Raw genomic sequence first — 11,511 nt, forward strand, 5'->3', positions numbered from 1 at the left:
GACTCACAAGCTCCGATGTCATCACTCACAGTGCCCATCCCGCCGGACCTCAGCCCGGCGTGTCGGGCCGGAAACACCGATCTTGGGACAGTCCCCCCAATCACGCGAGGGGCGTGTCCTTGATCGGTCGGCTCGCCTGCCGGGAGGGTCGGTCGGCGTGATCGAAGGCGGTAGTCGCGTGATTGAAGGCGGGACTCGCGTGATCAGGGGTGGAACTCGCGTGATTGGGCGGCGATCTCGCGTGGCTGGAGGGGTGACACGGGGTCAGGCGAGGTGGCTGAGGTAGGGCGGGGGGACTGAAGCCGTCAGCCAGACTCCGTTGGCGCTTACTTGGAAGGTGTGGCCGGCCGCGGTCATTGCGGCGGCGTCGATGCGGAGGATCAGCGGCTTGCCGCGGCGGGCGCCGACCGTGCGGGCCGTTTCGATCGTTGCCGACAGGTGGACCGCGTGGCGGTTCATCGGGCGCAAGCCCTCGCGGAAGATTGCGTCGAGGTACTTCGCGACCGTTCCGTGGTAGAGGATGTCCGGGGGTGTTGCGTCCGGCAACGCCAGGTCGACCGGGATGCTGTGGCCCTGGCTGGCGCGGATGCGCGTGCCCGTTTCGTCGAAGGCGAAGCGGCGCTTGTTGTTCTTCTCGACCACTTCGTCCAGCTCCGGGCGGGTGATCGCGAGCGCGCGCAGGAGCGCGTCGACCGGTGCCCAGCCGCCGGGCGCCAGGGTCAGGCCGAGGGCGGCGGGGTCGTGGCGGAGGTGCCGGGACAGCCGCTTCGAGATGCGGATGATTTCCTTTTCGTTCATTGCCTCCCCAGCATCCTCCCCGCGCGCAAGCGGTTTAGATGCCGCCCTCGACCGCCGGGCGCAGTTTGCTCGCGCCCGGGCCGAAGCGGGCCAGCTCGTCGTCGTTGTTGTACAGCGCGCAGCTGCGCAGGGAGAGGCAGCCGCAGCCGACGCAGCCGGTGAGGCGGTCGCGAAGCCGTTGCAGGGCGTCGATGCGCGCGTCGAGCTCGTGCTGCCAGTCTCGGGACAGGCGCGCCCAATCCGCCTTCGTCGGCGCGTGGTCCGCCGGCAGCGTCTCCAGCGCCGTGCTGATGTCCTCGAGCGAGAGCCCGACCCGTTGCGCCGCGCGGATGAACGCGATGCGACGCAGCACCGAGCGTGCGTAGCGGCGCTGGTTGCCCGCCGACCGCTCCGAGCTGATCAGCCCCTTCTCCTCGTAGAACCGCAGTGCCGTGTGCGGAACCCCGCTGCGTTCCGCCACCTGTCCGATGCTGAGATGTTCAGCGAGCCTGGTCACCTGGTCAGGCTATCCTTGACTTCGAGTTTAGTCGAGGTTGCATCGTCGGGTCATGACCACTGTGACCGCACCGGGCTACGCCGATCTGCCCCGGCTGATTTCGCTGATGACCGGCGACGAAAAGCACAGCGCCGCCGCCGAGTCCACTTTGGACGTCCTGTGGGTGCTCTACGACCGGGTGCTCGACGTCACCCCCGAGAACTTCCGCGAGCCCGGCCGCGACCGGTTCCTGCTGTCCAAGGGACACGGGCCGATGGCGTACTACGCCGTGCTCACCGCGAAGGGCTTCATCGCCGAGGCGGAACTGGCGACGTGGTCCGACGCGGCGTCGCGGCTCGGCTACCACCCCGACCGGCGCCGCATCCCCGGCGTCGAAATCTCCAGCGGCTCGCTCGGCCACGGCCTGCCGATCGCGTTCGGCACCGCGCTCGGCCTGCGCGCCCGCGGCCTGACGGACGCGAAGGTCGTGACGCTCGTCGGCGACGCCGAGCTCGACGAAGGCTCGAACCACGAGGCGATCGTCGTCGCGGCGCGCGAAGGCCTCGAAAACCTGACCACGGTCGTGGTCGACAACCAGTCGTCGACGCGCGGCTGGCCGGACGGCATCGCCCGCCGCTTCGCCGTCGAAGGCTGGGAGACGCGCACGGTGTCCGGCCGCGACCACGACGCGCTGTACGACGCCTTCACCACCGCTCACCCCGGCCGGCCTCTCGCCGTGGTCGCCGTCGTCGAACCGAAGGGCTGAACGATGTTGCCGATGCGGGAAACCTTCCTCGCCACCACCGAGCAGATCGTCGACGCCGACCCGGACGTCGCGGTCGTGCTGGCCGACATCTCGGCCGCGCAGCTCGCCGGCGCCGCGCGGCGGCACCCGGACCGGGTGATCAACGTCGGGATCCGCGAGCAGCTGCTGGTCAGCACGGGGGCCGGGCTGGCGCTGGCGGGCCTGCGGCCGATCGTGCACACGTTCCCGCCGTTCCTGGTGGAGCGCGCCTTCGAGCAGATCAAGCTGGACTTCTCGCACCAGGACGTGGGTGGCGTCCTGGTGTCGTGGGGAGCGTCGTACGACATGCCGACGGCGGGGCGCACGCACCAGTCCCCGGGCGACGTCGCCCTGATCGATTCTCTGCCGGGCTGGACGGTCCACGTGCCGGGTCACCCGGCCGAGGCCGAGCGCCTGCTGCTGGAGTCGATCCCCGGGGACAGCCGGGTCTACCTGCGGCTTTCGGCGCAGGAAAACGCTTCCCCGCACCTGGGCGTGGGCTTCACCCGGCTGCGGTCCGGGTCGGCCGGCGTGGTGGTGGCGGTGGGCCCGGTGCTCGACCGGGTCCTGCGCGCGACGGCGGGCGTGGACGTGACGGTGCTGTACGCCTCGACGATCCGCCCGTTCGACGCGGCCGGTCTGCGGTCGGCGGTGCTTGCGTCGTCCGCTTCCGTCGTGCTGGTGGAGCCGTACCTGGCGGGAACGTCGGCGGCGTGGGTGGCGGAGGCGCTTTCCGATGTGCCGCACCGGTTGCGGTCGTTGGGCGTGCGGCGGGACGTGGAGGTCCGGACGTACGGGAGCATCGGGGACCACGATCTGGCGCACGGGCTGGATGCCGGGTCGCTGGGGTTTTCGATCAGGGCGTTCTTGGGGGAGTAGCGGCACTGTCGCCGGTGCTGGGGGTACCGGCGGCGGGATGCTTGCACCGCAGGTGTTCGGGTCCGCCGCCGCGACGGACGCGCGATAGGCGATGTACGCGAGGAAGTACGGGCCCAGCGCGAGCAGGCACCTCAGCCGTTCCCCGGGGACTTGTAGATCACCCTGGCGCACTTGCGGCAATACGACTTGCCTTCGCGACGGCGGAGGGTGCCGCCGCACCGCGGGCACTTGCGCTCCCCGACGTGTCTTCACTCTCGCCGGGCGGCGGGAGCGGGCCTTTGCCGTAGCCGAACAGACCGGGCAACGCCAAGGCGACGACGAGCCGAAGCCTGCGCATGCGCCTCACCCCGCCCTCCAGGATCCGACCATGTCAGGCCGGCATTCAGGCCCAGTCGAGGAGTGTGGGTCGAGGTCAGGATGGGGTTTTCGCCCTGGGTGGTACCTCCCGTCGGGGTGGTGGTCGTTGCCGTGGCCGGGGTGTTCGGGGGTGGGTGGGCGTGGCTGGCCGCCGGGGTGCTCGGCGTGGCCGGGGCCGGGTGGGTTGCCGGGCTCGTGCTTCGGGAGCCGCGGGTCGATAGCGTGGCCGCCATGCCATCGATCCGGCCCATCGTGCTCGCCGTCATCCGGCGCGGCGACTCCCTTCTCGTCTTCGAAGCGCACGACGAGTTCAAGGACCAGACCTTCCACCGGCCGCTCGGGGGTGGCATCGAGTTCGGCGAGAGCAGCAAGGATGCCCTCGAACGGGAGTTCCGCGAAGAACTCGACGCCGAGATCGTCGTCAACGAGCTGCTCGGCGTGCTCGAGAACGTCTTCACCTGGCAGGACCGGCCCGGGCACGAGATCGTCTTCCTCTACGCCGCCGAGTTCGCCGATCGCGCCCGGTACGAGCTCGCCGAGATGAAGATCCTCGACGATCCCGCCACCGCGCGCTGGGTCGACGTCCGCGACTTCCGCGACGGCAGCAAGATCCTCTACCCCACCGGGCTCATCGAACTCCTCTCACCGGATCAGTGACCGGGTGGTCGGCACCAGCTCGAACGACGACTCCGACGGCACCCGGCTGAAGCACACCGAGAACGGGCCGTCCGTGCGGACCGGCAGCTGCGGGAAGTTGTTCGGAGACGGCTCGGTTTCGAACGCCGCGAACGCCGGCTCCGGTGGGGGAGCGGGTGGCGAAATCGTCACGTGCACGCCCGCGCCCGGTGGTGGCGCCGCCAGGCCGCGGCGGACCGGGCGCAGCAGCAGCACGTTGTCGGAGTCGACCATCGTCGCGTTCGCCGCCGACCGGTGTTCCTGCCACACCGGGCCGGAGTAGAACGCTTCCAGGGCCGCCTTGCGCTCGGACATCGTGCGGAAGCCGCGCAGCCACACGAACTCGTCCGGCGACGCTCTCGACCGGAACAGCCCGAACAAGTGCGCGCCCGCCGCCTCCTGAGGCTCGACGAACTCGCGCTCGAACAGCTCGATCAGCTCGTCGCGCCGGCCGGGGTGCAAGGTGTAGCGCCGCAGCTCCACCACGGTTTCGAACTCGGAAAACGTCATGCCGCCGAAGCTAGCGGGCACCACCGACAAAAACCGGTCAGCGGAACGCCGCGAGCCCCGTGACCGCCTGACCGAGTGACAGCGCGTGCATCTCCTCGGTGCCCTCGTACGTCAGCACCGTCTCGAGGTTGGCCATGTGCCGCATCACCGGGTACTCCAGCGAAATCCCGTTGGCGCCCAGCATCGACCGCGCGGTCCGGGCCACGTCCAGCGCCGACCGGACGTTCGCCATCTTCCCGAAGCTGACGTGGTTGTGGTGCAGCGAACCGGCGTCCTTCAGCCGGCCGATCTGCAGCGCCACCAGCCCGGCGCGGTTGACCTCGACGACCAGGTCGGCGAGCTTGCGCTGGGTCAGCTGGAACCCTGCCAGGGGCTTCCCGAACTGCGACCGCGACAGCGTGTACTCCAGCGCGGCTTCGTAGCACGCGCGGGCCGCCCCGACGACCCCGAACAGGATCCCGTAGCGAGCTTCGTTCAGGCAGGACAGCGGCCCGCGCAGCCCGCGGACCTCGGGGAACGCCGCCGACGCCGGCAGCCGGACGCCGTCGAGCACCAGTTCCGCGGTCAGCGAGGCCCGCAGCGACAGCTTGTGCTTGACCTCGTTCGCGGTGAAGCCCGGCGTGGCCGTCGGGACGACGAAGCCGCGGATGCCGTCGTCGGTCTGGGCCCAGACGACCGCGACGTCGGCGACGGTTCCGTTGGTGATCCACATCTTCGTCCCGGACAGCACCCAGTCGTCGCCGTCGCGCACCGCCCGCGTCCGCATCGAGCCCGGGTCGCTGCCCGCGTCCGGCTCGGTCAGCCCGAAGCAGCCCAGCGTTTCGCCGGTCGCCATCCGCGGCAGCCACTCCTGCCGGTGCTCTTCGCTGCCCCACTGGTGGATCGCGTACATCGCCAGCGATCCCTGCACCGAGACGAAGCTGCGCAGGCCCGAGTCGACGGCCTCGAGCTCGCGGCACGCGATGCCGTAGGCGACGGCGCTGGTGCCGGCGCAGCCGTAGCCCTCCAGGTGCATGCCGAGCAGGCCGAGCGAGCCGAAGCCCTTCGCGAGTTCCGCGGCGGGGAGCGCGCCGGTTTCGTACCAGTCGGCGACGTGGCCGAGCAGCTGGTCCTTCGCGTACGCGCGGACGGCGTCGCGGATCGCCCGTTCCTCCTCGGCGAGCCCGGCGTCGAGGTCGAGGAAGTCGTGCGGGTCAGGGGTGCGACTCATGAGGGCTCCCGGGGGACGCGTCGATGCGGCCCCCGCAGGAAACCACAGTCAGGCGTCTGTTCTCCGCGTGGCGTTCGTCACGCGCGCAGCAGACGTGCTCGGGCCGCACCGCGGCCGGGTCTGCTGGCGCGGGATCAGCAGCTCGCTGAACTGCGGGAACGGCACGCTTTCGATGTCGTCGCGCCAGGCGTGCAGCATCTGGGACAGCAGATCGTCCTCGGCCATCTTCGCCTCCCTGGCGTCCGGTCGTGGCACCTCAGCGCACACGATCGGGTGAAGTGATACCCGGCGAGCGGGACGCTCAAACGGGTGTCTTCAAGATATTTCCGGGGAGCGTGCGCTCTGTGGCAGGATGACGTCGCCGCCGCCAAGGCCTCCACTCCCGAGGAGCGCACATGCGCACACTGCGGACGGCAAGTCTGCTCGCCCTCACCACCGCCACCCTGCTCGCCGGCGCCGGCGTCGCCACCGCGCACGGCAGTGGCTGGCGGCAGGTCGGCCACACCACCGCCGAGAACCGGATCAGCGGCGAAGGCCTCGCCACGCTGCGGCGGCCCGGCCACGTCCCCGAGCTCGTCTACCGCAACGGCGCCACCATCCCGCAGCCGCTCAAGGACGAGGGCTGGGGCCACGTCGGCGACCCCGATTCGCTGCGCGGCTACGTCTTCGACGTCTACCAGGACACCCGCACCCCGACGCCCACGACGAAGATGTACCTGGTCACCCGGCCCGACGGGACCACGACGGAGTTCGTCCACCCGCTGCAGCCCGACGAGCCGGCCGTGAACGCGAACGCCCAGGTCGCGGTCACGCCCGACGGGCAGTGGCTCGTCTCCGGCCCGCTCGGCGAAATCGACCGCCTCTACGTCTCCCCGACGCCGTTCCTCAACCCCCGCGGCCCGCGGCAGGCGGGCGACCTGCCGGTCGCCGCCCGCATCCACCTCGACCACCACGTCCGCAGCGCGCAGGGCTGTGACTTCGTCGGCGTGACGCGCCTGATCTGCGCGACGAGCGACCCGTACAACGACCTGTACCCGACCGACCTGCAGCTCCTGCAGATCGACCTCGCCCGGCCGCTCGACGGCCGCGACGTCACCGCGCACGTGCACGAGCTCGGCCAGGTCCCGCTGGTCAGCACCTGCACGGGCACCTTCACCCCGGAAGGCGTCGACTACGACGCCGGCGTGCTGCGCGTCGAGGTCGTGCCGCCGTCGCCCTGCAACACCGTGACCGACGTCTATTCGTTCGAACGCCGCTGAGAGCGACGGCTACGCTGGGTGGCGTGTCTCGTGTGGTGATCCTCGACTACGGTTCCGGCAACCTCCGCTCCGCCGAACGCGCTGTGGCGCGCGCCGGGGCCGACGTCGAGGTCACCGCCGACCCGCATGCCGCCGTCGAAGCCGACGGCCTGGTCGTTCCCGGCGTCGGCGCCTACTCCGCGTGCATGGCGGGGCTGCTGGACGTGCACGGGCACCGGATCATCGGCAAGCGCTTGGCCGGCGGGCGGCCGGTGCTCGGCATCTGCGTCGGCATGCAGATCCTCTTCTCCCGCGGCGTCGAGCACGGCGAGGAGACCGAGGGCACCGGCGAGTGGCCCGGGGTCGTCGACCGGCTGCACGCCGACGTCCTGCCGCACATGGGGTGGAACACCGTGCGCGCGCCCGCGGACTCGCAGCTGTTCGCCGGGCTGGACCCGGACGAACGGTTCTACTTCGTGCACTCCTACGCCGCGCGCGCGTGGGAACTGGACGGCCTGCCCGGCCAGGAACCGAAGGTCACCTGGGCCCACCACGGCGAGGACTTCGTCGCCGCGGTCGAGAACGGGCCGCTGTGGGCCACCCAGTTCCACCCGGAGAAGTCGGGCGACGCCGGGGCGCAGCTGCTGCGCAACTGGCTGGCGACCCTCTGACCGGGTGAGCCGGGTCGCCGCCCTAGAGTTACCCGCGTGACTTTCACGCTGCTTCCCGCCGTTGATGTGGCCGATGGCCAGGCCGTGCGACTCGTCCAGGGCGAGGCCGGCACCGAGACCTCCTATGGCAGCCCCCTGGAAGCCGCCCTGGCCTGGCAGCGCGACGGCGCCGAGTGGATCCACCTGGTCGACCTCGACGCCGCGTTCGGCAAGGGCAGCAACCGCGAGCTGCTCGCCGAGGTCGTCGGCACGCTCGACGTCAAGGTCGAGCTGTCCGGCGGCATCCGCGACGACGCGTCGCTGAAGGCCGCCCTGGACACCGGGGCCCGGCGGGTCAACCTCGGCACCGCCGCGCTCGAAGACCCGGAGTGGACCTCCCGGGTGATCGGCGAGTACGGCGACCGCGTCGCGATCGGCCTCGACGTGCGGATCACCGAGGCCGGCCACCGCCTCTCGGCCCGCGGCTGGACCTCCGATGGCGGCGACCTGTGGGACGTCCTGGAACGCCTCGACCGCGACGGCGCGTCCCGCTACGTCGTCACCGACGTCAGCAAGGACGGCACGCTGCGCGGCCCGAACCTCGACCTGCTGCGTGACGTCGTCGCCCGCACCGACGCACCGGTGATCGCCTCCGGCGGGGTGTCGAGCGTGGCCGACCTCGTCGCGCTGGCGGGCCTGGCGTCCGACGGGGTCGAGGGCTCGATCGTCGGGAAGGCGCTCTACGCCGGCGCGTTCACGCTGCCCGAGGCGCTCGCCGCGGTCGCGAAGGTCCAGGCGCGGTAGGTCGTGATCCCCGCGACCACCGGGTAGGACTTGACCACCAGTTCGTCGATCTCCCGCACAGCCAGATGTCCAGGCCGTCTCGGCTTTGAGCCGCCGCGCCAGGGCCAGCGGATCGCCGGGCACGAGCTTGCGCATGTGGATTAACTCCGGATGTAGTACTTTGGGCGAAGTGGTTGAGGCCGTGGTAGTACTACGTCTGGAGTGGTGTCAACGTCATGGTGCGACGCAATTCCGAGCGGCGCGCGGCGCTGCTCGACGCCGCGATCGAAGTCCTGGCCACCGAGGGCGCGCGCGGGCTCACCTTCCGCGCAGTCGACCAGCAGGCCGAGGTGCCGGTCGGCACGGCGTCCAACTACTTCGCCAACCGCGGCGAAATCCTCAAGCACGCGGGAGAGCGGGTCTACGAGCGGCTGGTGGACGACGCGGTGATCGCGGGCGGCCTGGCGGGCCCGCGTGACCGCGCCCGCGTCACCGCGCTGATGCACGAGCTGGTCGACCGCGTGGCCGCGTTCCCGACGGGCTTCCTGGCCCTGCTGGAACTGCGGCTGGAAGCCGCGCGCCGTCCGGAACTGCGGGAAGTGCTGACCAGCCGCATCCGCACGGACGTCGATTTCAACGTCGAGTACCACGAGAAGTCCGGCCTGCCCGGCGACGGCACGATGGTGGTCCTGCTGTGGCTGGCGCTGAACTGGCTGATCATGGAACGGCTGACGCTGCCGGACCTGTTCACCGAGCAGGAGCGCCGCGACCTGGTCACCGCGCTGGTCGAGCGGCTGCTGGCCGGGCAGCCGTGACCGCCCTGCGCGCCGCCGCTTGAGGCCGAAAAGCGGCTGACAGCGGACGCCGTGCGTCGTAGGTTGCCGCGGGTGGAGGAGATCGTCACCCAGCTCGAAATGACCGCCGCCGGCCAGTTGAACCCCGCTCCGCTCGTCGACGGGGTCGCGTTGCGGACCACCGGGCCGGGGCCGCTGATCCGTGAGCTGCACGTCCGGATCGGGACGCCGTACCGGTGGCCGGGCGCCACCCGCGGGGACGCCGAGTGGGACCGCTGGCTCGCCGCACCCCGCCGCGAATACCGGCTCGTCGAGTACCACGGCGAACTCGCCGGCGCCGCGGATTTCGAGCCGCAGCCCGGGAACGACGTCGAGATCACCACGTTCGGTCTGCTGCCGGAGTTCGTCGGGAAAGGACTCGGCGGGTGCGCGCTCACCCTCGTCGTCGCCGACGCGTGGGCGCTGCCCGGGACGCGCCGCGTCTGGCTGCACACCTCGACGCTCGACCACCCGAACGCGCTGCCGAACTACCTGCGGCGCGGCTTCCGCAGCTTCAGCCGTCCACTTTGACCGCGATGCCGACCGTCCGGTCCTCCGGGCCGCGCAGCTTCGAGAAGAACATCGTGACCCGCCCGACGATGCCGTACTTGCGGGCGATCGCCCGCCGGACCTGCTCGGTCTCGGCGGCGTCCAGCAGCCGGGCCTGGCCGGAGACCTTCGCGCCGTGCGTCTTCCGCCCGCGGACGTCGCAGGCCTGGACCTCGACGCGGCCGCTGTTGCGGATGCGCTTGACCTTGCCGGCCTCGCGCACCGACCACAGCACCAGCTCGCCGTCGCGGCCGGCCACCCAGATCGGGGTCGGCACGGCCCGCCCGTCGCGCCGGAACGTGGTCAGGACGACGTAGCGCTCGGCGGCGAGGCGGTCGGTCTCGGAGGTCATGCGCCCACCGTAGCCGGGTGGCGGACGGCGATGCCCGGGTAGCGGTGTACCGCCCACGCGGGACCGCACTCGGCGCCGGCGGGCAAGGTCATGTCCCACCGTGACCGGTGTGAAGAATGCATAGGCCTTTCGGCGCGGAAAGCCACACGCCTGGCCGAAGCGTTTCAACACGTCTGCCTGCAACGCTTTTCGGGCTGGATTCCCGCACCCTGGAGGGCATCGATGGCGGTCAAACAGCAAGTACCGGTTCATCCGCAGGCAGGCTTCTTCGGCGCCGGGCCGTATCCCGCGCGCCGGGCCGCGATCGCCGTCGCGGCGGTCGTGGCGGGGTTCGTGCTGACCGCCATCTGGTCGGCCCCCTTCGTCGACTCCGTGATCGGCGACAGCGTCGCGAACGGGCTCCTCGGCCACGACGCCAAAGCCACCCCGATCAGCGGCGTCCTCGCCGGGACGCTCTTCGCCTTCGTCTCCGGCCTCGCGGGTTCCTTCACCGCCTGCAACATCGCCGCGTTCGGCGCCGTCGCGCCGCTGGTCGGCGACCAGGCGGGCGGGAAGCGGAACGCGCTCAAGCCGCTCGGCTGGATCTCCGCCGGCATGCTCACCGTGTCCGTCGTCTACGGCGTCATCGTCGCGCTCGTCGGCACCCGGATGCCGCAGTTCTCCACCGCGAAGACCACCGGGCTCTCCCCGCGCAGCATCCAGTCCATGATCGCCTTCGGCGTCGTCGGCCTGGTCTTCCTCCTGATGGGCCTGATCGCCCTCGGCATCCTCCGCAACCCCTTCGCCGGCTTCACGCGCCGCCACCCCGCCGCGCCCCTCGTGCTGATGGGCGCGCTCATCGGCGGGTTCCTCATCGGACGGCCGTACCCGCTCTTCCGGATCATGTTCCGCGACGCCGCCGAGCAGCACGACGTCCTCTACGGCGCCGCCGCGTTCGCGCTGCAGTCGCTCGGCAACATCGTCGTCATGGCGGTGCTGTTCCTGATCCTGACCTACGCCACGGGCGGGCGCGTGCAGCGCTGGCTGGCCGCGAAACCGGCGCGGATCGCCACCGTCACCGGCGTGGCCCTGCTCGTCGGCGGCACGTTCACGCTGCTCTACTGGGACGTCCGCGTGCTGGGCCGGCTCGGGATCATCTGGTTCCCGATGATCAACTGGTAGCCCGCCCGAGCCAGCGGTAGTCGGGTGCCGGGTCGAGCTGGACGCCGTTCGCGACGGCGATCAGCTCGGCCTCCGGCCGCGCTCCCGAGACCGTCAGCCAGCGCCCCGACGGCAGCGGCACCGCGACCATCGCGTCCCGCCCGGTCGCCGGCGGCACGAAGAAACCTTCGCCGCCGCGGACGGTCACCGGTTCGGCGCCCTGCACGCCGGGCGCATCGCGGCCGGCGGGGGCCCGGACCGCGGCGACCGACGGCCGG

At 71.2% G+C, this 11,511-nt stretch carries 15 protein-coding genes and 1 pseudogene; 9 read left to right on the forward strand and 7 right to left on the reverse strand.

Translation table 11 applies throughout. The annotated features are described in order from the left end of the window. Nucleotides 1-264: 264 nt before the first annotated feature. Together ACWEVN_RS41565 and soxR are read right to left on the reverse strand one after the other, a co-directional pair. A complete protein-coding gene (locus ACWEVN_RS41565) occupies nucleotides 265-798 on the reverse strand; it encodes an RNA 2'-phosphotransferase (protein ID WP_452054943.1) in 534 nt (177 codons plus the stop codon). A 34-nt stretch (nucleotides 799-832) separates the two neighbouring features. Beyond that, entirely contained in the window at nucleotides 833-1,294 is a 462-nt protein-coding gene (soxR, locus tag ACWEVN_RS41570; RefSeq protein ID WP_310977196.1) for a redox-sensitive transcriptional activator SoxR, read from the reverse strand. A 52-nt stretch (nucleotides 1,295-1,346) separates the two neighbouring features. On the opposite strand from soxR, the gene ACWEVN_RS41575 reads away from it, so the two are divergent. The 3 genes from ACWEVN_RS41575 to ACWEVN_RS41585 all read left to right on the forward strand — a co-directional run bounded on the left by ACWEVN_RS41575 (nucleotide 1,347) and on the right by ACWEVN_RS41585 (nucleotide 3,950). Then, entirely contained in the window at nucleotides 1,347-2,039 is a 693-nt protein-coding gene (locus tag ACWEVN_RS41575) for a thiamine pyrophosphate-dependent enzyme (RefSeq protein ID WP_452054944.1), read from the forward strand. 3 nt (nucleotides 2,040-2,042) lie between these two features. Then, complete coding sequence (locus ACWEVN_RS41580; RefSeq protein ID WP_452054945.1) at nucleotides 2,043-2,936, forward strand: transketolase family protein; 894 nt, start codon at nucleotides 2,043-2,045, stop codon at nucleotides 2,934-2,936. A 456-nt stretch (nucleotides 2,937-3,392) separates the two neighbouring features. Further along, entirely contained in the window at nucleotides 3,393-3,950 is a 558-nt protein-coding gene (locus ACWEVN_RS41585; protein WP_452054946.1) for an NUDIX hydrolase, read from the forward strand. On the opposite strand, the gene ACWEVN_RS41590 is transcribed toward ACWEVN_RS41585, so the two are convergent. From ACWEVN_RS41590 to ACWEVN_RS41600, 3 genes are read right to left on the reverse strand one after another with little or no spacing between them, the layout of a single operon-like run. Then, complete coding sequence (locus ACWEVN_RS41590; RefSeq protein ID WP_449682268.1) at nucleotides 3,936-4,478, reverse strand: NIPSNAP family protein; 543 nt, start codon at nucleotides 4,476-4,478, stop codon at nucleotides 3,936-3,938. The two genes, ACWEVN_RS41585 and ACWEVN_RS41590, sit on opposite strands and share 15 nt — an antisense overlap. Before the next feature lie 37 nt (nucleotides 4,479-4,515). After that, nucleotides 4,516-5,688 carry an acyl-CoA dehydrogenase family protein gene (locus ACWEVN_RS41595; protein WP_452054947.1) on the reverse strand — a complete coding sequence of 391 codons (1,173 nt, stop codon included), beginning with the start codon at nucleotides 5,686-5,688 and terminating at the stop codon, nucleotides 4,516-4,518. A gap of 48 nt (nucleotides 5,689-5,736) precedes the next feature. Continuing rightward, nucleotides 5,737-5,913 carry a hypothetical protein gene (locus ACWEVN_RS41600; RefSeq protein ID WP_449682270.1) on the reverse strand — a complete coding sequence of 59 codons (177 nt, stop codon included), beginning with the start codon at nucleotides 5,911-5,913 and terminating at the stop codon, nucleotides 5,737-5,739. Nucleotides 5,914-6,083: 170 nt separating this feature from the next. On the opposite strand from ACWEVN_RS41600, the gene ACWEVN_RS41605 reads away from it, so the two are divergent. The 5 genes from ACWEVN_RS41605 (at nucleotide 6,084) to ACWEVN_RS41625 (ending at nucleotide 9,723) form a co-directional block, all read left to right on the forward strand. Next, a complete protein-coding gene (locus tag ACWEVN_RS41605; RefSeq protein WP_452054948.1) occupies nucleotides 6,084-6,947 on the forward strand; it encodes a hypothetical protein in 864 nt (287 codons plus the stop codon). A gap of 32 nt (nucleotides 6,948-6,979) precedes the next feature. Further along, complete coding sequence (gene hisH / locus ACWEVN_RS41610) at nucleotides 6,980-7,597, forward strand: imidazole glycerol phosphate synthase subunit HisH (protein ID WP_452054951.1); 618 nt, start codon at nucleotides 6,980-6,982, stop codon at nucleotides 7,595-7,597. Between the two features lie 36 nt (nucleotides 7,598-7,633). Next, nucleotides 7,634-8,380 (forward strand): bifunctional 1-(5-phosphoribosyl)-5-((5-phosphoribosylamino)methylideneamino)imidazole-4-carboxamide isomerase/phosphoribosylanthranilate isomerase PriA, encoded by a 747-nt coding sequence (priA, locus tag ACWEVN_RS41615; protein WP_449682272.1) that lies wholly within the window; start codon nucleotides 7,634-7,636, stop codon nucleotides 8,378-8,380. Nucleotides 8,381-8,595: 215 nt separating this feature from the next. After that, nucleotides 8,596-9,174 (forward strand): TetR/AcrR family transcriptional regulator, encoded by a 579-nt coding sequence (locus ACWEVN_RS41620; RefSeq protein WP_452054949.1) that lies wholly within the window; start codon nucleotides 8,596-8,598, stop codon nucleotides 9,172-9,174. A gap of 72 nt (nucleotides 9,175-9,246) precedes the next feature. Further along, nucleotides 9,247-9,723: a GNAT family N-acetyltransferase gene (locus ACWEVN_RS41625; RefSeq protein WP_449682274.1), complete on the forward strand. Its 477-nt coding sequence runs from the start codon at nucleotides 9,247-9,249 to the stop codon at nucleotides 9,721-9,723. Here ACWEVN_RS41625 and ACWEVN_RS41630 read toward each other — a convergent pair. Continuing rightward, nucleotides 9,707-10,093 carry a PPOX class F420-dependent oxidoreductase gene (locus ACWEVN_RS41630; protein ID WP_310976514.1) on the reverse strand — a complete coding sequence of 129 codons (387 nt, stop codon included), beginning with the start codon at nucleotides 10,091-10,093 and terminating at the stop codon, nucleotides 9,707-9,709. The genes ACWEVN_RS41625 and ACWEVN_RS41630 overlap by 17 nt on opposite strands. A 222-nt stretch (nucleotides 10,094-10,315) precedes the next feature. Here ACWEVN_RS41630 and ACWEVN_RS41635 point away from each other — a divergent pair, with 222 nt between their 5' ends. Beyond that, nucleotides 10,316-11,254 (forward strand): hypothetical protein, encoded by a 939-nt coding sequence (locus tag ACWEVN_RS41635; RefSeq protein ID WP_452054950.1) that lies wholly within the window; start codon nucleotides 10,316-10,318, stop codon nucleotides 11,252-11,254. On the opposite strand, the pseudogene ACWEVN_RS41640 reads toward ACWEVN_RS41635, so the two are convergent. Beyond that, nucleotides 11,244-11,511: pseudogene (locus ACWEVN_RS41640) on the reverse strand (hypothetical protein); the annotation flags it as partial. The gene ACWEVN_RS41635 and the pseudogene ACWEVN_RS41640 overlap by 11 nt on opposite strands.

Source organism: Amycolatopsis sp. NPDC003861 (assembly GCF_053605405.1).

What these genes read in the sequence shown, in the direction of transcription:
- ACWEVN_RS41635 (WP_452054950.1), top strand. Translation starts at nt 10,316, where the DNA reads ATGGCGGTCAAACAGCAAGTACCGGTTCATCCGCAGGCAGGCTTCTTC.
- ACWEVN_RS41590 (WP_449682268.1), bottom strand. Translation starts at nt 4,478, where the DNA reads ATGACGTTTTCCGAGTTCGAAACCGTGGTGGAGCTGCGGCGCTACACC.
- ACWEVN_RS41575 (WP_452054944.1), top strand. Translation starts at nt 1,347, where the DNA reads ATGACCACTGTGACCGCACCGGGCTACGCCGATCTGCCCCGGCTGATT.
- ACWEVN_RS41595 (WP_452054947.1), bottom strand. Translation starts at nt 5,688, where the DNA reads ATGAGTCGCACCCCTGACCCGCACGACTTCCTCGACCTCGACGCCGGG.
- ACWEVN_RS41565 (WP_452054943.1), bottom strand. Translation starts at nt 798, where the DNA reads ATGAACGAAAAGGAAATCATCCGCATCTCGAAGCGGCTGTCCCGGCAC.
- ACWEVN_RS41630 (WP_310976514.1), bottom strand. Translation starts at nt 10,093, where the DNA reads ATGACCTCCGAGACCGACCGCCTCGCCGCCGAGCGCTACGTCGTCCTG.
- ACWEVN_RS41600 (WP_449682270.1), bottom strand. Translation starts at nt 5,913, where the DNA reads ATGGCCGAGGACGATCTGCTGTCCCAGATGCTGCACGCCTGGCGCGAC.
- ACWEVN_RS41620 (WP_452054949.1), top strand. Translation starts at nt 8,596, where the DNA reads ATGGTGCGACGCAATTCCGAGCGGCGCGCGGCGCTGCTCGACGCCGCG.
- ACWEVN_RS41580 (WP_452054945.1), top strand. Translation starts at nt 2,043, where the DNA reads ATGTTGCCGATGCGGGAAACCTTCCTCGCCACCACCGAGCAGATCGTC.
- ACWEVN_RS41605 (WP_452054948.1), top strand. Translation starts at nt 6,084, where the DNA reads ATGCGCACACTGCGGACGGCAAGTCTGCTCGCCCTCACCACCGCCACC.